This is a genomic window from Desulfoplanes formicivorans, from assembly GCF_001748225.1.
Taxonomy (GTDB): Bacteria; Desulfobacterota; Desulfovibrionia; order Desulfovibrionales; family Desulfomicrobiaceae; genus Desulfoplanes; species Desulfoplanes formicivorans.
The window spans coordinates 32,522-53,358 of sequence record NZ_BDFE01000009.1 but is presented as its reverse complement, the minus strand read 5'-3'; the positions used below and the strand labels follow the sequence as shown (position 1 = coordinate 53,358).

The 20,837-nt window shown below is 56.0% G+C and carries 16 protein-coding genes and 1 tRNA gene; 2 read left to right on the top strand and 15 right to left on the bottom strand.

Annotated features, from left to right (window positions below):
- Positions 1–41 precede the first annotated feature (41 nt).
- From DPF_RS04080 to DPF_RS04045, 8 genes are all read right to left on the bottom strand, one after another.
- Entirely contained in the window at positions 42–1,040 is a 999-nt protein-coding gene (locus tag DPF_RS04080; RefSeq protein WP_069857727.1) for an ADP-ribosylglycohydrolase family protein, read from the bottom strand.
- 175 nt (positions 1,041–1,215) lie between these two features.
- Complete coding sequence (locus tag DPF_RS04075; protein WP_231702127.1) at positions 1,216–2,091, bottom strand: EamA family transporter; 876 nt, start codon at positions 2,089–2,091, stop codon at positions 1,216–1,218.
- Between the two features lie 107 nt (positions 2,092–2,198).
- Complete coding sequence (locus DPF_RS04070) at positions 2,199–2,927, bottom strand: amino acid ABC transporter ATP-binding protein (RefSeq protein WP_069857601.1); 729 nt, start codon at positions 2,925–2,927, stop codon at positions 2,199–2,201.
- A gap of 125 nt (positions 2,928–3,052) precedes the next feature.
- Positions 3,053–3,724: an ABC transporter permease subunit gene (locus DPF_RS04065; RefSeq protein WP_069857600.1), complete on the bottom strand. Its 672-nt coding sequence runs from the start codon at positions 3,722–3,724 to the stop codon at positions 3,053–3,055.
- A 180-nt stretch (positions 3,725–3,904) separates the two neighbouring features.
- Positions 3,905–4,648: a glutamine ABC transporter substrate-binding protein GlnH gene (glnH, locus tag DPF_RS04060; protein WP_069857599.1), complete on the bottom strand. Its 744-nt coding sequence runs from the start codon at positions 4,646–4,648 to the stop codon at positions 3,905–3,907.
- A 75-nt stretch (positions 4,649–4,723) separates the two neighbouring features.
- Complete coding sequence (gene murA / locus DPF_RS04055; RefSeq protein WP_069857725.1) at positions 4,724–5,977, bottom strand: UDP-N-acetylglucosamine 1-carboxyvinyltransferase; 1,254 nt, start codon at positions 5,975–5,977, stop codon at positions 4,724–4,726.
- A 319-nt stretch (positions 5,978–6,296) separates the two neighbouring features.
- A tRNA-His gene (locus tag DPF_RS04050) sits at positions 6,297–6,372 on the bottom strand.
- A gap of 64 nt (positions 6,373–6,436) precedes the next feature.
- On the bottom strand, positions 6,437–7,615 hold the full coding sequence (locus DPF_RS04045; RefSeq protein WP_069857598.1) for a TraB/GumN family protein: 1,179 nt from the start codon (positions 7,613–7,615) through the stop codon (positions 6,437–6,439).
- Positions 7,616–7,811: 196 nt separating this feature from the next.
- On the opposite strand from DPF_RS04045, the gene DPF_RS04040 reads away from it, so the two are divergent.
- Together DPF_RS04040 and DPF_RS04035 are read left to right on the top strand one after the other, a co-directional pair.
- Positions 7,812–9,209, top strand: a complete 1,398-nt coding sequence (locus DPF_RS04040) for a sensor histidine kinase (protein ID WP_069857597.1) — start codon at positions 7,812–7,814, stop codon at positions 9,207–9,209.
- Between the two features lie 35 nt (positions 9,210–9,244).
- Positions 9,245–10,693: a response regulator gene (locus tag DPF_RS04035; protein WP_069857596.1), complete on the top strand. Its 1,449-nt coding sequence runs from the start codon at positions 9,245–9,247 to the stop codon at positions 10,691–10,693.
- 95 nt (positions 10,694–10,788) lie between these two features.
- On the opposite strand, the gene DPF_RS04030 is transcribed toward DPF_RS04035, so the two are convergent.
- The 7 genes from DPF_RS04030 to xseA form a co-directional block, all read right to left on the bottom strand.
- On the bottom strand, positions 10,789–11,112 hold the full coding sequence (locus DPF_RS04030; protein ID WP_141721048.1) for a hypothetical protein: 324 nt from the start codon (positions 11,110–11,112) through the stop codon (positions 10,789–10,791).
- Between the two features lie 475 nt (positions 11,113–11,587).
- On the bottom strand, positions 11,588–15,145 hold the full coding sequence (locus DPF_RS04025) for a DUF748 domain-containing protein (protein ID WP_069857594.1): 3,558 nt from the start codon (positions 15,143–15,145) through the stop codon (positions 11,588–11,590).
- Positions 15,146–15,291: 146 nt separating this feature from the next.
- Complete coding sequence (gene dxs, locus DPF_RS04020; protein WP_439951198.1) at positions 15,292–17,208, bottom strand: 1-deoxy-D-xylulose-5-phosphate synthase; 1,917 nt, start codon at positions 17,206–17,208, stop codon at positions 15,292–15,294.
- 34 nt (positions 17,209–17,242) lie between these two features.
- The gene (locus tag DPF_RS04015; RefSeq protein ID WP_231702126.1) at positions 17,243–18,154 is read right to left on the bottom strand and encodes a polyprenyl synthetase family protein; all 912 of its coding nucleotides are present in this window, start codon (positions 18,152–18,154) and stop codon (positions 17,243–17,245) included.
- Positions 18,114–18,359 carry an exodeoxyribonuclease VII small subunit gene (gene xseB / locus DPF_RS04010; protein WP_069857593.1) on the bottom strand — a complete coding sequence of 82 codons (246 nt, stop codon included), beginning with the start codon at positions 18,357–18,359 and terminating at the stop codon, positions 18,114–18,116. Before xseB ends, DPF_RS04015 begins: the two co-directional genes overlap by 41 nt.
- A 47-nt stretch (positions 18,360–18,406) precedes the next feature.
- The gene (locus DPF_RS04005; RefSeq protein ID WP_176724158.1) at positions 18,407–19,270 is read right to left on the bottom strand and encodes a M23 family metallopeptidase; all 864 of its coding nucleotides are present in this window, start codon (positions 19,268–19,270) and stop codon (positions 18,407–18,409) included.
- Between the two features lie 129 nt (positions 19,271–19,399).
- Positions 19,400–20,797 (bottom strand): exodeoxyribonuclease VII large subunit, encoded by a 1,398-nt coding sequence (xseA, locus tag DPF_RS04000; protein ID WP_069857591.1) that lies wholly within the window; start codon positions 20,795–20,797, stop codon positions 19,400–19,402.
- Positions 20,798–20,837 lie beyond the last annotated feature (40 nt).

Sequence of the window (20,837 nt, the reverse complement as noted above, 5' to 3'; positions counted from 1 at the left end):
TTTCGCAGGGGCACTTTCACAAGTACCCCCGCGGACTTGAATCATGAAACCGTCAGATTTTCGGTGATTTTCTCGGCAAGGGGCAGGATGGCGATTTTGTCCTGCAAGCCATCCACAAACCGTTCTGGGATATTGGAAAATCCCACCAGAGCGCCAGCCAGAGCGCCGGTAAGGGCGGCCCGGGCCATATTATTGCCTCCGCCATTGATGGCCGACAGCACGGGCATCTCGAATTCATCGGGAAAGCGGGCGGCAAGATAGTACGCTGCAGGCGCCAGAAACCCGAGCTGACAGGGCAACCCAAACAGCTGACAAACATGCAGGGGCGGGTCGATGTGGATGTTGGGGTTGCCGGCGGCCATGGCGATCAGGTCGGGCTGGATAAAGGCATCGTGAAAAAAACGAGTCAATCCGGTTGGTTCTGCCCATTTTGGCACAACCATACGGGTCTTGCCCAGGGGAATATCCCGGATAAGGGCGCATACGGTCAGGCAAAAGGCCAATGACTGGGCCGCAATGAATGGTTCGTTATGGGTCAGGTGGATATTTTTCAGAGCCACCTCGGCCAGTTGCTCCGGCTCATGGGCATAGGCTGCCGCCATGACCGTTGCCCGGATGGCGGCCTCGGCCGTATCCGCATACGATCCCGCATGTTCCCATGACCCGTCCTGGCTCCAGGCCTTCCACAGCTCGCGCATGGCAATATCCGTCATTCGCCCGCCATGGATGGACCCGTCCAGGGTGGCCAGCAAATCATTCATCCGGCTGGTGAAATCGTCCTGATCATACTTCCCCTTTGTACAGGCCAGGGATTCCAGGAGCATCAGGGTGACCTGACCCGTCTGGGAATTGTCTCCGGGTTGCAACCCCTCGTGCCACCGCCCCTTTTTGGGCGCTGTATACCCGCTGATCCACTGCCCGTAATCCTGACGCATCTTTTCCAGATTGTAGTACCAATGCGGCCCCACTCCCAGGGCATCGCCAATGAAACATCCCGCAATAGCGCCCATGGCCCTGTCTCGCGCAGCAATTCCCAGCATGATCACCCCCTGGTTCAAGGTCGTTTCATTCCCATGCAGATCACATGGCAGTACCAATGAACAGCTTTTTGCAACTCTTGTCCACCTTGTTGGTGAACCTCGAGTCACTCTGTTCCTACCATGCATCAAACGCCGTGCAAAGGGGCAACCCAACAGGCATGATTCATGTCGCAGGCTACACGAACATGACCCATGCCCCGGACAGCATGACCAGAACCGCAAACCAGCGTTTACTCACATCTTCTTGCAAAAACCATTTGGAGAGAAACAGGGTGACGATCATGCCGAGCATGGACACGGGTTCGGCAACGCTCACGTCAATGGAGGTGATGGCCACGAGCAGAAAAAGATAGGAATAGGCATTGATGGCTCCGCTGGCCAGAGCGGTCCAGGGCTGTTCCTGCATGATGCGGACGATACCCGTGAACCGTTTTCTCATGAGTACATAGACCAGCACATAACCGGCAATGATCAGGTAGAGAAAGAAGCAGTATACAAGGGGAGGGGTTGTCTGCATATTGCTTTTGTCGATGACCCGGCCCACGGCAATGAGCAGGGAAGCAGCCATCATGAAGCGACAACCTGTATTGTGCAGCAATCCGCGCATGGACTGGACAAACGTGGTATGGGCAAGACCGTTGCGATTCAGATGGGAGGCCCCGTACAAAAGCAGCGCGAGCCCCAACCACTTGTACAGGGTCAGCGGTTCGCCCAGAAAGATGAACGCGATGACGGCCAGAAAAACGATATTGAAATTGTAAAGCGGACTGACCAGTGAAGCCTCTTCCAGGGAAAGGGACCGGATATAACAGACAAAGGCCACGGAATAGAACAGGCCGCTGACAAAGGCCCGGGACAGGAAATCCCATTCCCCGAATCGTTCAAACAGGACAAAGGGTAGCAGGAACAGGGCGCCGACAAAAAAGAACAGGAACGTGGAACAGGAGGAATCGGCTCGTGAGCCCATCTTCTTGACCACGATCCGCTCCACACCCAAGGTGACTACCCGCCCGATCAGGGCCAGCATGGGGAGGGACAGGGGAAGGGTCATGGAAACAGCATTCTCCATGGAAACGGGAAGGGGTGCAGGAAAAAGGAAGGGGTGTAGACTCAAGGGGGACGGGAAGCGGCCAACATGCCCCGCCACCCGTCTACCCGCTAGTGATCCTCGACCTTGCCCAAAAACTCCCGGGTGCGTTCGTTCTGGGGATTGGCAAAAAATTGTTCAGGATCATTTTCTTCCACTACCCGACCGTCATCCATGAAAATGACCCGATCGGCCACATCCTTGGCAAAATTCATCTCATGGGTGACCACGATCATGGTCATCCCTTCCTTGGCCAAATCCTTCATGACGTCCAAGACCTCGCCCACGAGTTCCGGGTCCAGGGCGCTTGTTGGTTCGTCAAACAGGATCAGCTTGGGATTCATGGCCAATGAACGGGCAATGGCCACCCGCTGTTTCTGACCTCCACTCAACTGATCGGGATAGACATCGGCCTTGTCCCCGAGACCGACCTTGGCAAGAAGCTTGGTCCCCAGGGTCCTGGCCTCGGCCCGGCCCATCTTGCGGACCTTGATCGGTCCCAGGGTCACGTTTTTGAGCACGGTCATGTGCGGGAACAGATTGAACTGCTGAAAGACCATGCCAGCCTCGGCCCGCACCAGATTCATATTGGTGTTCTTGTCCGCCAGATCATGTCCGTCCACAATGACCCGGCCGTCCGTGATATCTTCAAGACGATTCACGCACCGAAGCAGCGTGCTCTTGCCGGAACCGCTCGGCCCGATGATGACCACCACTTCGCCAGCCTTGACATGGAGATCAACACCGTGAAGCACCTCCAGTTCGCCAAATCGTTTGATGAGATTTTCAATCCGTACCATAACATCCTACTTGGGTTGCCCGCCCGTCATATTGACAGGCGTCTTGTTGCAAGGGTCTCCGCATGCGTCGGCCGGACAGGTTCTGCCGGAGGGCAGCGTCCCGGGCCAAGCGCATACGCGGCAAGCTATCTTCTGGCAAAAACCAGCCTGTGCTCCACAATGGAAAGAATCTTGGAGATGGTCATGGTCAGAACAAGATACATGACGGCCACGGTGAGCCAGATCTCAAAGGACCTGAAATTGGTGGCAATGATCTCCTGACCGCTGCGGGTCAGTTCGCCCACGCCAATGACCACGAGCAGAGACGTATCCTTGAGACTGATGATGAACTGGTTGCCCAGGGGAGGAATCATGCGCTTGAAGGCCTGGGGCCAGATGACAAAGGCCATGGTCTGCCCCCGGGTGAGCCCGATGGACCGCCCGGCTTCATACTGGCCCAGACTGATGGACTGGACGGCACCGCGAACGATTTCCGCGATATAGGCCCCCGCGTTCACGGCAATGGCCACAATACCCGCTGTCAGGGGAGGGATACGCATCCCAAGGGCCAGGGGCAGCCCGAAATACAAAAACATGACCTGAACAATGAGCGGAGTCCCGCGAATGGTTTCAATATACGCGCCAGCCAGCTTGTGCAGGAACCAGTTTTGCGAAATTCTGCACAGCCCGGTTATGGCTCCCAGGATGAAGCCTGCAAAAAGCCCCACCAGAGCGATGAGAATGGTCAACTCGACCCCTTGAAGAAGAATGGGGATGGCTTCCCAGATTGCTTCGAACTTGAATTGAAAATTACCCATAACGATCCTTGAAACTGCTTGGCATTTGACATCAAAAACACACAAGACAAGGGCCCGTGTACGTTCTGAAAATATGCTTCAGAAAGTCATCATGCCCTGCCGGGCTCCGGGCCTGGTCCTGTCTGCGAAAAAAAATGCTGGTGCGGCAAACCTGTTTGCCGCACCAGAAAAAACCATGGTTTAGAGAGGATCAACGCCAAACCACTTCTTGTAGATCTTGGCATACTCACCCGATTCCATCAGCTTGAGGATGGAAATGCTAACCTTCTTGCGAAGGGGAGAGCCCTGGGGGAACCCGATGCCGTAATACTGACCGGCGTACACGGGGCCAACAACCTTGACCGCATCCTTGCCGGCATCCTTGGCATAGTATTCCACAACAGGCTTGTCGAAGATGACCGCATCAGCACCACCGCTTCGAAGTTCCATGAATGCGGCATCCTGATCCTGGAACTTGCGGATGGGCTTGGTGGTATAGGGTTTGACAAAATCCACACTGCTGGTGCCGATCTTGGTGGCAACAACCTTGTCCTTCAGATCTTCCACGCTCTTGATGTCCGTGTTGTCGCTTCTGACCAAAAGGCGCAGTCCGGACTGATAATACGGATAGGCAAAGTCAATGACTTCCATGCGCTGGGACTTGATGGTCATGCCGGCAATGCCCACATCCACATTTCCGGTCTGCAGGGCGGGAACAATCCCGTTAAAGGCCATGGGCTGCAGTTCGTATTCCAGGCCGAGGTCCTTGGCCACGGCATCCCAGAGATCAATGTCAAAGCCCACGTACTTCCCGGTCTTGGTATCCTTGTACTCAAAGGGCATGAACGCAGTGTCACAGGCGACCACAAGTTTCTTGGCCGCAGCGTTTCCGGCCAGGCAGCAGAGCATGAGCCCGGCGAGCAAGACAATGGCAATCCTTTGCATCTTTTTTCCTCCATGATTGGGGTTGTGAATGAAATAGACTGACAAATCACGGCATCGTAGGGAACATGCCGAAAACTACGGTTGCTGTTCGCGTCTGATATGGGCACCGACCCTGGCAAGCTTGACATCCATGGTCTCGTAACCACGATCAAGATGATAGATCCGGCGGACCGTGGTCGTGCCTTTGGCTGCAAGTCCGGCAAGCACAAGGGAAGCGCTGGCCCTCAAATCCGAGGCCATGACAGGAGCCCCGTTGAGGCGTTTCACCCCGCGGATATGGGCGGTCTTCCCCGAGAGCTTGATATCCGCCCCCAGCCTGACCAGCTCGAGGACATGCATGAACCGGTTCTCGAAAATATTTTCCGTGATCACGCCCGATCCCTGGGCAAGACACATAAGGGCCATGAGCTGCGCCTGCATATCCGTGGGAAACCCCGGATGGGGCATGGTTTCCACATCCACACACTCCAAGACGCCGTTACTCTTGACAACCACCCTGTCCCCGACCTCCTGGATGTGCATCCCCATTTCCCGCAGCTTGGCCACAACGGGTTCGAGTTCGGCAAAAGGACACGCTGCCAGGGAAAGCTCGCCCCCGGTGATGCCGGCGGCAACCATGTAGGTGCCTGCTTCAATGCGATCGGACATGACCTCATAGGAACAGCCCTCAAGACGGTCGACCCCCTGAATCCTGATGACACTGGTCCCGTGGCCTTCGATCCTCGCACCACAGTCGATCAGAAAATGCGCCAGATCAACCACTTCCGGTTCTTTGGCCGCGTTTTCCAGAACCGTTTCGCCCGAGGCCAGGGTGGCGGCCATGAGCAGATTTTCGGTCCCTCCCACCGTGGGGAAGTCAAAATGGATGCGTGCACCATGCAACCGGTTACAATAGCCGGTAATATCGCCCCCTTCAAGTTCGAACCGGGCCCCCATTTTTTCCAGGGCCTTGAGATGAAGATCAACAGGACGGGCGCCAATGGCGCATCCTCCGGGCAAAGCAACCCTAGCCTGCCCGAGTCTGCTGAGCAAGGGACCCAGACACAGCACGGACGCACGCATGGTCCGCACCAGATCATACGGGGCATCGGGGACCAGGTTGTCCGCCCTCACCCAGACACGATTTTCTTCCTGCCTGAGAGAGCATCCCAACAGGGAAAGGAGCTTGATGGTTGTTGCAATATCACGCAGTCGCGGAATCTTGGTGAGCTGCACCTCGCCATCACACAGAATGGAAGCGATACAAATGGGCAGGGCTGCATTTTTGGCCCCGCTGATGGTTACCTCTCCAAACAGGGGGTAACCTCCTTCTATAACGAGTTGGTCCATGAGAACGGCCTTGATCTGGTTGAAATCAGGAGTCTTGAAAGCGTTTCCAAAGGTCAATTCTCTACTCCAAAATCAGTTAAAAGTCATTTGTTAAATAGACCTGTCCATGATGGGCCTGCCATCGCTGCAGGCCGGGCCGACAGAGGACGCCCGATCGTCAGCTCCCGAATTCACACACGATAACCGGCGGTTTTACCTGCAACGCAACAACCCGAAGCCCACAGCACATGAACGGACTGGTTGTGCGGATTCCTCCCGGGAAACCTTGATCCCGGGCAACAAAAAAGACCTGCACGTGTACGTACAGGTCTTTTGTTTGTGGGGTGGATGACGTGACTTGAACACGCGGCCACCTGGGCCACAACCAGGAGCTCTACCAACTGAGCTACATCCACCGTCTGAAGAAATGCGTGTTTATAGAAATCAGTGACACCGGTCAAGGATTTTTTTGTCAACAGATTAAAAAATCCTTGCCGTGATCCAGCTGCCGGCGATGAACGTGCCCAGAGAACTGCCCACATTGGCCAGAACAACCACCAGAAGAATCCGGCAGACCGGATTCTTCCAGAACCCCTTGACCGAACCAATGGCCCGGGGAATGTCCTCCAGATCGGCCACCGTGGGTTTCTTGACCCAGGCCTGTACCAGCCCGGCCACCCAGCCCGCGGCAATGAGGGGATTCATGCTTGTCAGGGGCGCGGCAAGAAACGTGGCCAGAATGGTCAACGGATTGGCCAGGGCCAGGGCGGTCCCTGCAGCCGACAGGGTTCCGTTCACCAGAAACCAGATATACACCGACTGCATGGAATGCTCGGCACCTCCCTTGAAAAACCCCAGAATCAAAACAAGGAGAATGAGCGCGGGAATGACCCACTTGATGATCGTTTTGGCGTGTCCCTGGGGGGGGAGCTCCTCCAGGGGAGCAAGGTCGTGCTCCTCATGGATATGTTCGAGAATGCCCGGAACATGCCCGGCGCCCACAACGGCAACCACGGTATCCCCGGGGGCCGAACGGATTTTCTGACTCAGGTAGACATCCCGTTCGTCAATGAGCCGCTTCTTGACCTCGGGCAGGGACGACGCAAGGGAGGCCATCAGCCCTTCCATCTGGTCCTGCTGCTTGATCTCTTCAATGGTTGTTTCATCAATGTCTTCGCTGACAAAAATGCCGGCCACAAGCTGCCAAAGCATCTTCACCTTGCTGAAAAAACCAAGATAGCCCCAGACCCGTTTGAGGGTAATCTCCACATTGCGATCGGCACACACCAGATCAGCCCCCACAAGACCAGCCTGCCGGACTCCTTCCATCATTTCCGCACCAGGCTGCACCCCGAGCTTTTCACTGATCTTCCGGTAGAACGAGGCAAGCATGAGCTGCGCGAGCACGAACAAGGTCTTTTTTTCCTTGATGACCTTGAAAATGTCCATGCTCCTCCAGTTGTCCCGGTTGGTCATGGATCGGTATCTGGCCTCGCAGAGTTCCACGCAAACGGCATCCGGACGGATCGTCTTGATGCTTGTGCTGACGTCTTCCACACTTTCCCTGGAAACATGGGCCGTTCCCACGAGATAGATGTCCTTGCCGTTGGCCCGGACATGGGTACACGCTTTGGGTAGAGGTGATAAGGAGGATTGCATAGTATTCAATGGCTCAGCGGCCACGGATGGATAAAATGGATGGATAAAAAGAATACAAAAGAAAAGGCAAGGCGGCCCGCTTCCCGAGCCTTTGATGATCGGGTGGCCATCAAAGGCTCAAAAAGGATTGTAACATCCAGCAATCTGGGATAACCAGGGAGCATTCACTCACCTGCAAGGGCAAAGGGGTATGCGTATGCAAAGCCTTTCGTTCTGTAAAGAGATAAACGATCCCCAGGCACAAAAACGTCAGGACACGGTTAACGAACGCATCCGTCAAAAAATCGCCAATTACCGGCATTATCACTTCACCAGGGAACAGATCCACACCCTGGCCATTTTCTTCGACCTGGCCCAGGAGTTCAACTCCCTCGACGATTTGTACACCCTGGCGGTCTGCACCCCCAAGGCCATATTCGGTATTGACGCATCCCTCTACATCCTTGACGCCAAGGGACAATTCATCATCAAGAGCTCGACCATCGGCGATGATTGCGTTGCTGACGTCTGGAAGGAACCCCAGGCCTTTTCCTGGACTCCCTGGCAGCAGGGCAACCGGTTCATCCTGCCCGTGCGATGCAAACACATGCTCACGGCCCAGCTTCCCTTTGTACCCAAAAACAAGGATGTCATCGGTATTCTCGAACTGACCGCCTCCCGCCCTCTGACCGAACACGAACGTTTCTTTTTCGAAAAATACGCCAACCGGGTGGGATTTCAAACCCACAACAAGATTCTGAATTTTACCAACCAGGAACATTTGCGTTTTATCAAGAGCCTTGTTCAGGACATTGGCCACAATGTCATTGTGCCCAACATGTACTTCAAACTCCTGTTCAACAAACTCAAAAAACGGCTGGACGAACTCAGGGAACGGTTGCGCAATCTGACCTGGCAACTGGAATCAAATCTCCAGAAAACGAATATTCATCACCTGGATACCGCGCTGGGAGGTCTGGACAGGAGTGTCAACGCACTCATGGACCATTATCGTGAGATGTACAGTCACTACACCAGATCGAGCCTGTTTTTGGAAACCCTGCTCAGACGGAGTCATTTTGAAAAGGGACGCTATGTCCTGCTCAAACAGGCCTGCAATTTCAAGAAAAAGATCATCGATCCCCAGCTTGAGCATTTCCGACCCCATTTTGAACAAAAAAACATTGCCGTGGACACGAAACTCGGCGGCATTCCTGATGAGGACATCATGCTGGTGGCCGATATCGGGCTGTTGAGTCAGGTCTTTGCCAACCTGTTCTCCAATGCGGCCAAATATACACGCGAGGTCATCGGGCCCGACGGCAGGCCCCACAAATTCATTTCCTATGGATGGGAAAAGCTCCCCGACTATTTCGGTCCGGGCAAAGACGCCATCAAACCCAATGTTTTTTCCACCGGCCCCCACATCCCTCCGGAAGAACGCAGCTGGCTCTTTGAATCCAATTTCAGGTGCAAAGCCACCCAAAACGAACCCGGCTCAGGACATGGACTCTTCTTCGCCAAACAGATTGTGGAGCTTCACGGAGGCAAGGTGGGATACGAACCAACCCAAATGGGAAACAATTTCTATGTCATCCTCCCCTGCGCCAACTAGGGGGAATGGAATAACGGGCAACCGGAGAACGGATTATGGAGCATACCGTACTGACCATAGAAGATGACCAGATCATCCGGGAAACTCTGGTGGAATGGCTCGAGGACAATGGATTCACGCCCCTTATGGCCTCCAGCGGCGCAGAAGGTCTTGCAACCTTTGCCAGGGAACACCCGGACATGGTCCTGCTGGACCTGACCATGCCCGGCATGAACGGGTTGAGCGTGCTCAGGGCCATCAGGGAGCAGGACCCCGATGTACCCGTGATCATTGTTTCCGGAAGGAACAACATCGCGGACGTCATCTCGGCCTTCAAGGCCGGGGCATGGGATTATGTGACCAAGCCCATCCTGAGCATGGACATGCTCAAGGCAACCATCCTCAACTGTCTGGAAAAAAAGGAGCTCAAGGAACAGATCAAACAGGTGGAAGAACGGTACAGTCAGCTTGTCCAGAACCTGCCCATCATCATCTTTGCCCTGCGCAAGGATTTCTCCATAGATTTCATCAACCGGACCAGCCAGGCCATCCTTGGGTTTTCCGCTCACGAACTCATGGAAAAACGGGGTCTTTTCTTTCAGCGCATCCCCAAAGAGGATCGCAAAGAGATCATCCGGTCCTTCACCACCTGCTTTCGGCAGTCAACCACTCCGTTCTCCCTGGAATTCAGATTCAAGCACAAGCAGGGATACTTCATCCATCTCCAGGCCAAATCCATTGTTCTGGTCAACCCGGACAACCCCCAGACACCCCGCCGCATCGAAGGCGTGCTTTTGGATGTCACAGAGCACCATTTTCTCGAAGAGGTTCTGGTACAGCGGGAAAAACTGAACCTTCTGGGTACCATGTCCACGGAAATCGCCCACCAATTTCGCAACCCCCTCATGTCTCTGGGTGGCTTTGCGCGCATACTCCACAACAAGTATCCGGACATCAAGGAAGCCGAAATCGTCTTGAGCGAAGCCAAAAAACTCGAGGAACTTCTTGCCAACGTGGACGAGTATATCCGCCCGGTTTCCTTTTCCCCCACATCGTGCCAGATTAACGATCTGCTCATGTCTTCCATTGGCATGCTCAAGGAACTCTTTATCAGGCACCAGGTGGACCACAGCATGGACCTCACCCCAAACATCCCCCCCATCATGTCCGATGAAAACACCATCCGGCAGATCCTCATCAGCCTGATCTCCCAGATCGTCCCCCAGGCCCGCCATGGGCGCATCCGTTTTGCTTCCCACGCAACCAGCCAGCATGTCGGCATCACCGTGTCCATCGCCCCGAGCATCAAGGAGCTCAAACATCCCGGATTGAGTGTGCTTCCCTTTGAAAAGGAACAGGACAACTCCATGGCTGCCACCTACAGAATGGTCAAAAACATCGGGGGATACATCTCCTTCAAGCAGAGCACGGATCGTACCTCAGTAACCATCACCCTGCCCAAAACATTCAGTCAGGAACTGGTCGGAATGAGCGAACAGTTCTAGTCCAGGACAATGCCAGGCATGAAAAAAACGCGGCCGTCCCGAACCTGGGGGACGACCGCGCTGACGGATCTGTATAAAAGGAGTCGAACCGTGGTTCAATGCGGTTCGACATGGATCTCGGTTTGGGAAAACTGATTCACCCCGACCTTGACCCGCTTCAAGGCATCCTTGCACAAGGCCACGGATTCCTTGAGAGGTTCCAGACCTTCGGGCAACTCCATGGACCGGCCTGCGTCACGCAATGCATTGATCCGCTGGATCACCGCGTCGAATTGTTTGCGCACCTCAATGGCAGATTCCGGACTTTCCCTGCGCACCAGTCCTTCATAAATATCCATGGCCCGCCTGATATCAAAAAGATAGCCCTCGATTTCATCACACATGAATTTGAATTTTTTGCTTGCTTCACTCGTTGCCACGTTGTCTCCTCGCATCATGATCATCATGTTCTCTTGCCTGCTCACGTGGGGCCCGACCTGTTTGGACAAGCACCCCGGCCCACACAATCAATTCGACCGCCTCAAATGCAACCCGGCATCGCCTTTGCTCTACCAGTTTCCGTTTATATTCTTGTACAGGGCATAGGCAATGAGCCCGCCGACAAGGAACCCGCACAGGGTCAATATCCAGATATTCATACTCCCTCCAGGAAGTGCTGTCCGCGCCGCACGCCCATGGGAAAACCATTGCAACGTGCGTGACCGGGTTGCTCAAAGTCCGGAATCTACCTTTCCCCTCTGTTCCCGTCAAATCATGACCATCCTCGTGACCGGTCAGGAACAGAGCGTTGCCTTGTCATGCCCATCCGATCCTGTATTGATCCATGCAACGGCGGTGGCGTTCCCTTTCCAAAGGCTTCTTCCAAAGGGGTCAGGATACACTGCATTGAAGCATTCATTTTCCCAAAGACAGGTCAACCCGCATACCGGGCTGGTCTTCATCTCCTGAAGCAAATTTCGAAGAGGTGACAAAAACCCGGTCCGGGGCAATATTTCCCTTTTCCAGAAGATACTGCTGCACGCCGCGTGCTCGTTGATTGGCCAGATCCAAAAGATCGTCCTGCCCGATGGAGATGTGCTGGCGGACCGCCTGCTCCATGGCCTCCTGACTGGGCCGGACCACCCTGCCGAACCTGCGCGGCTTTTTGCCCGGCGTTGCCTTGTAGGCCTCAAACAGCCAGGTCATGTACTCATCCGGGGCAATGGTCACCTTGTTGACGTCCAACGCCTTGTCCTTGCCCGCATCATGTTTCCTCTCCTTGAGCTTGCGCATGAAGGCGTCGTGTTCAAGGGCCAGGCGATCCGCATCCGCATCAACCATACCCGAAACAAAAACCCTGAGTTTGGGCCGCTTGGTCAGGGCCGTTATCATGGTATCCAGCTTGATCCTGCTTGCCGGGGAAAGCATGGATTGGCCGGGGCCGTAATCAAGATGACTCAAGTCATCCCCTCCGCCGAACATGGCCCCGATAAGGGCGAAGGGTGCCGTGGCAATCTTGGAAAAAATGCCGATAATGGCCTTGAAAATCAGCCCGCCGAGACGGAATTGGGGATCATCCAGCCGGCCATGCACGGGAACATCCAGGGTCAGATCGCCGTTGCCATCCTGAAGCAAAGCCAGCCCGAGCTTGATGGGCACATTCACGGCATCGGGCGAGTCCACCTTGTCCCCCAGTTGAAACTGCTGAACAAAAAAGGTGTTGGTCGCATCAAGCACATTCGCCTCGGTAACGAATTTCCCGTTCCAGTTCAGCTTGCCCTGCACAATGGGATAGGCCAGGGACTTGAGGGTGTAGGGAGTCAGGCTGGTCATGTCCATGTGGGAAAGACGCACCAGCAGATTCGAGGCAACAGGCTGACGCAACGGACTGATGTCCCCACGCAGGGAGACAGGGGCATGATCGTTCAGGGTGGCGTTCAGATCCAGTTGGGCCCGCTTGGCGGGATCCAGGGATACATGACGAAGATCAAGACTGATCTTGTCCAGATTGACCGTAAAATGCGGAGACAGGGAGTGATCGTGAAAATCGACCCGTCCCTGGGAGACCTGCACCCTGTTGATGTCCATATCCCGAAACCAGTAGGGCTGTGTGTTTCCTTGCGCGGTGGTCTTGGATGACGGAGAATCCCTGTCCCGGTTTGTGCCGCCCAACACCCGGGCCAGATTGAGGATGCCCTGCTCGTCTTTGGCCAGGATCATATCCGGACTGGTTACAACAACACGGTCCACGGACAGGACGCGGGGCTCAAGGCCCAGTTGGATCCCATTCACCTCAAGGGCGTCAAACCCGGCCAGTCTGCTTTTGTTTCCGGATTCGCTGAACATGACATCGGCCATGCGGATATTTCCCCGGATGGTACCGGTCATGCTCTTCTGCCCCGCGAAATCCCAGCTTCCGGCAAGATCCAAGCGCCCACTTCCCACGTCAATGTGCATGGATTCGGGAAGATAGGGGGTTATGGGGGCAATGCCGAGTCGCGATATATCCAGATCCCCCGTCGAACCAAGGGTTGCGGGAATCACCGTGCCTTTGGCCCGGACGGTCCCGCCCTGGTTGACAACCGCGGCCAGGGTAAACCCGACGGACTGCTCGGGATCCGTGCTCACTCCGACAAGGTCCAGGTCCACATCCCCGACCTGGTTCACAACTCTTTGCTTCACCGCATGATCCCTGAATTCCACATACCCGTCGGCACAGTGCACCTGCCCAATGGCAATCTGCCAGGGAACGGATTCTGCGGGCACGTCTTCTGCCGGTGGTGTTTCCCCATTGGCCTGCCGGGCATGCCCGGCAAACAGGGTCACAAGGTCCACCTTCCCGTGGGAATCCCGTTCAAGCACCACCCGCGGGACCGTCAACATGGCATGGACAAACCCCACACGACGCCCTGTCAGATCAATGCTGCCCCCCTCCAGGGAAAGGGTGTCGAAGCCGATGCACGGTTTGGGAGCACCGGGTTTGCGCAACTGCATGTCGGCAAGATGCACCTGGACATTGTTCCATTGCATATCCAGGCCATTGTCCTGTGTGATGACAAATCCCGAAGCAATCCGGCCTTGACCCCGGTACAATTCCAAGGGGAGATACCGGGCATAATAGGAAGCAAAGGCCGGTATGGTCGCATTGTCCAGGCTGGTGGTACCGTTGCAGGCAAACGGGGTCACCACCACATCGGCCGTGAGGGCCAGAGAGGCTCCCTGACTGGTCCCTGCATCCAGCCGGACCCGGGAAACAGCCTGGGCCCGGGTATCAAAATCCCTGATCTCCACGTTCAAGGGAGCAATATCCGTTTCAAATCCCTGATCCACCACCTTGTCCCTGAAATGAATCCGACCATTTTCCACCAGAATGGAGGAGGCACTGATGTCCATGGACGGTTGGTCCGGGCCAGCAGCTGCCGTGGTGTTGTTCCCGCCGGGCACCCTCCCCTGGATCTCCTGAACATACCGCTGCCAGTTGATCACGTCCGCGCTCTCGCGGATCACGGCAACAAAGGGGTCCTGGACACGAATGTTGGCAAAGGCGATTTCCCGGCGCAGCCAGTCGAACCGCGTTACCGGGACCACCAGTTTGTGACAGGAAAGGATGGTTCCGTCCCGCTGATGGCTCAGCTGGGCATCATCCAGCTCGATCTGGCCTGCGAGAAACAGACTCAGGGGGTGATCGCCCGTGTCGGACTCTTCGATCAGCAGGGAAAGGTCGGTAGTGGCCCGACCCGAAACAAGGGTAAGCTGAGGGCCGATGGGCACGTACTTCCAGAAAGCGGTCAGATCGAGCCCGGCTTCGCTCAGATCGAATTCCGTACGTCGGGAAGAGGCAAAGGGGGTGGATGTTCCCTGGATCTCAAAGGGAGTCTTGTTGAGACGAAACGCAAGACGAGGAAGGATCTGGGTTCCAAGATCTTTGGAATGGGTTGAAAAATAGGGCACAAACAGTTCGATCCCGTCGATCAGATGGTTCACGGACCTGGGATCGTCCTGCACGCGCAGGGTGCCATTGATGCAGGCAAAATCCCTGATGATCACCGGGAAAAGCGACCCGGCTTCTGATGACTCTTCGGGCTCGGGTTCCTGATTGCCGTCACCAGCAACCAGATCCGTCAGATTGGTCCGGCCGGAGGCATCCAGAACATGAACAAATACCGAAGGAGTATCCAGAACAAGCCGTTTGACCACAATGGCGCCGCGAAAAACCGACACGGCCTGCACATCCACGTCAAGGCGATCCAGAGACATCTCAACGGTGCTGTTGTCCGTACCATACACGACAACCCCCTGAACCTGCGCCCGCAAGGTCAGGGGGTTGCATTCTATTTTTTTAATGACCACTCGCCGGGACAGGGCCTGTTCCAGCCTGGCACTCAGAACCGATTGGGCAATGGGTGGCACGGCCATGAAGCCCAGGGCCGTGTATACCACAAAAAGGCCTAGCAGAATAACGAGGGTTTTCATCCCCCCGTGCAAACCACGCCACGCATCAAGCATCCTTCCCATGCCTCCTCCGGGTTGTATTGGCCGATGTACCCAACCACATGCGGGCATACAATTTTTTGCCCGTCAACACAACACGTTCCCGGGAAGGATACGATGTCTTCCTTCTATCCAGCTGTCATTGCCAGACAGGCTTTCCTGATGCCCTGCTTGCCGATCCCCACCAACCGCCGAAGATCCTTTTGCGCCCCATGTTCCACAAACACGTCAGGTATGCCCAGCCGTTTGATGGCTTGACCATTCAGTACACCATGGTCTGTCCAGCATTCCAGCACCGCAGAGCTCATTCCGCCAGCCAGCGTACCTTCCTCCACCAGCACAAACGAGGCAAAACGGCCGGCCAGATCCACAAGGTCCTTCTGGGGCAAGGGCTTGACAAAACGAAGATTGTACAAGGCAAAAGAGCACTTGTGCTCGGCCTCGAGTTCCTGGATCGCCTCCAGGGCCGGATGTACCCTGCTGCCCACGGCAATGACACAGCCATCCGTTCCATCCTTGATCAATTCTCCCTGCCCCAGGGGGATGGACACCCCGTTCCTGTCCGGGACAGCACCCGTACCCACACCGCGGGGATAGCGCAGGGCAGCAGGACCGGGATGGGCTATGGCCGTTCGCAAAAGGGTTGCCAGTTCGGCCTCGTCCTTGGGGGCCATGATCGACATGTTGGGTATATGTCGAAGGTAGGCAAAATCAAACACCCCATGGTGGGTGGCGCCGTCCTCGCCCACCAGCCCACCCCGGTCGAGACACAAAGTCACGTTCAGGTTCTGCAGGCAGACATCGTGGACAATCTGGTCATAGGCCCGTTGCAAAAAGGTGGAATAAATGGCCACCACCGGCTTGAACCCCTGGGCGGCCAGACCCGCAGCAAACGTCACTGCATGCTGTTCGCAAATGCCCACATCAAAAAACCTGTCGGGAAAGGTCCGGGCAAAATGGGTCAACCCCGTGCCTTCGGGCATGGCCGCGGTAATGGCGACAATCTTGTCATCCTTGGCGGCCAGCTCACACAGGGTCTTGCCAAAAATATCAGTATACGACGGCAGGGAACAGGCCGCGAATTTTTTGGCCTTCCCTGTTTCAGGCTCGAAGCAGCCCACACCGTGGAAATGGGTGGGATTTTTTTCCGCAGGCTCGTACCCCTTGCCCTTTTTGGTCAACACATGGACGAGGATGGGGCCTTCCAGCTGCTTGACCCGATTGAACACGGAAACCAGTTCTCGAATGTCATGACCATTGATGGGTCCCACATAGGTAAAGTCAAAGGCCTCAAACAGCATGCCCGGCGTGAAGAAGCCCTTGAAGGAATCCTCGCCCCGCTTGAGATAGCCCACAAGTTCGGTGCCGATTTTGGGAATCTGGTTGATCCACGCCTCGGTTTCCTTTTTGAGCCGCATGACCCAACGGGAAGCAAACCGCTTGCTCAGGAAGGATGACAGGGCCCCAACGTTCTTGGAAATGGACATCTCGTTGTCGTTGAGGACAACAATGAAATTTTTCTCCAACCCTCCGGCCTGATTGAGGCCTTCGTAGGCCAATCCTGCGGTCATGGACCCGTCACCGATGATGGAAACCACATGGTGACGCAAACGGTTCAGATCTCTGGCCACGACCATGCCCAAACCAGCGGAAATGGAAGTGCTTGAATGGCCAACACCAAAACAATCGTACGGACTTTCATCACAACGCGGAAACCCGCTGATGCCGCCGAGCTGCCGCAGGGTATGAAAGCGGTCCAAACGGCCCGTCAGCAGCTTGTAGGCGTAGGCCTGATGGCCCACGTCCCAGATGAATCTGTCCTGATCGGCATGAAAGGACTTGAGCAGTGCCAGGGTCAGTTCGACTACCCCGAGGGACGGGGCAAGATGACCGCCCGTTCTGGAAACCGTCTGAATGATGATCTCACGAAGTTCAGTGGCAAGGGAAGCAAGCTCCTCGAACCCCAGTTTCCGGATATCCGTGGGAGATGTGAGGGAAGCGAGTCCGTCGGTCCGGGTGTACAGCGGCTGTTGCATGGTCTTCATACCAGTATCTGCTCTCTTTGTGGTTGGAAAGGATTCAACATGCCCGGGCCAGGACATATTCGGCCAGACCCGTCAAAAAATCCTTGTGCGGCCCATGAAATACGGCCAGGGCATCACAGGCCTGTTTGACCTGCGTGCGGGCAAGCTCCATGCTCGCATCCAGCCCCAGATGACGGGGATAGGTGTTTTTGTCGGCCACCTGATCACTGCCAACGGGTTTCCCCAGTTCCTGTTCGCTACCGACAACATCCAGAACATCGTCAACCACCTGAAAAGCCAGCCCCAGATGTTCACCAAAACAACGGACCTGCGCCTGTTCGTGGTCAGATCCTCCGCCCAGAATGACGCCACATTCACAAGACGCCCGGATCAGGGCACCGGTTTTCATGGCGTGCATGGAACGCAGCCCCTGCAGGGAAATATCCGAACGGCCCGTATATTCCATGTCCAGAACCTGCCCTCCGACCATGCCCCGACTTCCGGCCGCATGAGCCATGACCCGCATGGCCGCAACAAGACGGTCGGCCGAGACATTGGCTTGAAGCATCAGGGTAAAGGCTTCGCAGTGCAGCCCGTCTCCGGCCAGAATGGCCATGGCCTCGCCAAACTGCTTGTGACTTGAGGGTTTGCCCCTTCGCAGATCATCATCGTCCATGGCCGGCAGGTCATCATGGATCAGGGAATAGGTATGAATGCATTCGATCCCTGCGGCAAAGGGAAGAACATTCTCCATGATTTCTCCCGCAAGAGCAGCGCATGTCAGGCACAAAACCGGCCTGAGACGCTTGCCGCCCGCAAGCAGACTGTACTCCATGGCCGACGTCAGATGAGCGGGTACGGCAGGATCGTGCAGGCAGGTCGCCAGAAAGGTCTCAACCTGACTGCCGCGTGCGGCAAGTTCCTGTTTAATCGCGGGAATCACGGCCATCATCTTCCTCTTGGTCATCGAAATCCTTCCACATGTTATCCACCAGAACCCGAACCTCCTTTTTGGCCTGTTCGAGCTCTGTGCGACACTCTCGAGCCAGGGTGACCCCCTGCTTGAAAAGTTCCACCCCTTTTTCCAGCTCGGGTTCACCCGTTTCCAGCTGGGCCACGATGTCCTGCAGCGCCGTCAGTTTCTTTTCAAAGGAATCCTGCGTGTTGTCCATGAAGCGTTCCTTCCCCTTTCAAATGACCACAAACCGTACACCCGCACCTATTCGCCAAACAACGGCATGGGGTCCACGGGTTCACCAAGCAGATACAAGCCAAAATGCAGATGCGGCCCTGTGGCCCGTCCAGTCCTGCCCATGGCTCCGACAACCTCGCCCTTGCGCACCACCTGTCCTTCCTTCACATCAATGCGGGACAGATGGAAATACATACTCATGACGCCCTGGCCATGATCAAGATACACGGACCGACCTGAAAAATAGTGGTCGGCAACAAGATCCACAATGCCGTCGGCACAGGCCTTGACAGGCACACCCATGCCGCCTCGGAAATCCACTCCCCGATGAGGAGAACGGGGCTCGTCATTGATGATGCGACGCAGCCCAAAGGCCGAAGAAACACCTCCTGGAACCGGTCGAGTCAGGGGAAGGGACCAGAAGCGCCCCTTGCTGCGGCCCTTCAGGATCGTTGAAATCTCTTTTTTTTCTCTGTGATATCGCGCAAGATTTTCCGGGGACAGGTGAACCATCTTCCTGGGCAACGTGAGGCGTTGAACCGGATACTCCTTGTCCTCCACCTTGATGGTTTGCCGGGCGGTAAGCTTGCGGGCGTCCCGCATGCAGGACAACTCCAGAGTCTCCGCTACGGGTTGGCGGGTCAATCCCACTCCCAGCAGCACTTCCACCACCGGATCCCCGGCGCCCACGGCAACATCCAGAGTCTTGTCCAGCCATGTCAGCTGATAGTTGCTCCCCCCGTTCACCGGCGTGAACCGGCACACAAAGGCCTGCCCCCTGTACACGGTATGGGGTGCTGTCAGCTCAACCCCGGTTGCAGCATGGAGTACCGAGCCTGTTCCCAAAACCATGAGTATCAGGCCCAGCAGAAAACCCTTGTTAAAAACCATCAATCCCCCTTGCATCCCACGACCCGGATCCGGACACCACCTGTTTTTTGGGCCAATTTACGGCAAACATCAAGTCACGGCAAAATCGGACAAATATCACCATGCCCGAGACGGTACAAGAAGCAGGCTTTAACCCTTTTTGGCTGGTTGATGATCAACCACACGGGCAACGATCCGCCCCCGAGCGGGCAGGATTTCAACCAGCTCGTCAGGAGCCACCTCGCCTTGGTCACGCACAAACGAACCGTCTTCCTTTCTGACCAGGCAATATCCCCGTTGCAGGGGCGCATGGGGATCAAGCCCCTGCAGCCTGGTCTGCACAACCCTGGTTTGGGCCATCTTGGCCTCCACAAATCCCTGTCCATGGAGGGCAAGACGATCCCCCTGGGTCAGCAGGGAATGCTCATGCATGCGCCAGAATCCCGGACCAAGAGCCGTACAAAGGCGCGTGGCCTCCCTGATCAGAAGATCACTTTTTCGGGCCATCCATTGGGTGCCAGCCTGTTTTAGCCCGAGGATTGCATGGTTCACCTGGTCCATGATCCGGTTGATGCGCGTCTCGGGACTGAGCCAGTCAAGCCCCTTTTCCTGATGCCCAAGGCGGGCCTCAAACCCGGATATGAGCTGATTCATGGCCCGGGAAAGACGAATGCTCAACTCGTCCAGCCCTTGCATCATGGTTTCGCGCTCGGGCCATATGATCTGGGCTGCATGGGTGGGGGTTGCCGCACGCACATCCGCCACCAGATCGGCGATGGTGGTATCCACTTCATGACCTACCCCGCAGACAACCGGAAGGGGGCTGGAAAAAATGGCCGTTGCCACGGACTCGTCATTGAATGCCCACAAATCTTCAATGGATCCACCGCCCCGGATGAGCACGAGGATGTCGGCCCAGTCGTCGGCAACAACACGATCCATGGCATGGATGATGGATTCCGGGGCCTTGTCCCCCTGGACCAGGGAGGGATACACCCGGATCTGTCCGCCCAGCCCCCGCGACCGGGCGATCTTCACAAAATCGCGAATGGCGGCTCCCCCGGGCGCGGTAACCACGGCCACCCGCCGAACATGTTTGGGCAGGGTCTGCTTACGGCCGGGATCAAAATATCCCTGACCGGCCAGTTTCTGCTTGAGCGCTTCAAACGCCAGGTGCAGGTCGCCCACCCCCTGCTCCTGCACCAGTTCGGCCACCAGCTGATACGTTCCCCTGGGGGCATAGACCTGTATCCGCCCGGCAACCAGAATGTCCATGCCTTCCTGGAGCACGAGCCCCCGACCCGAAAGGACTTCACCGGTCAGGGGATCAACGCGTTCCCCGGAGGAAGGCATCGTGCCCTGCTGGTTCGACTTGAACCAGACAACAGCCAGGGACGCGTTGTGGTCCTTGAGGGAAAAATAGATATGTCCGGACCCGGGACGGGCCAGATTGGTCACCTGACCACGGACCCAGACAAAGGGAAACTCTGCCTGCAGCGTATGGGCCACGGCTTCGGTGATCCCGGTGACCGTGAAAATCTGCACCATTTCCTCTCCTTGCAAACATGAAGGCGTTGTCATGAGAAAC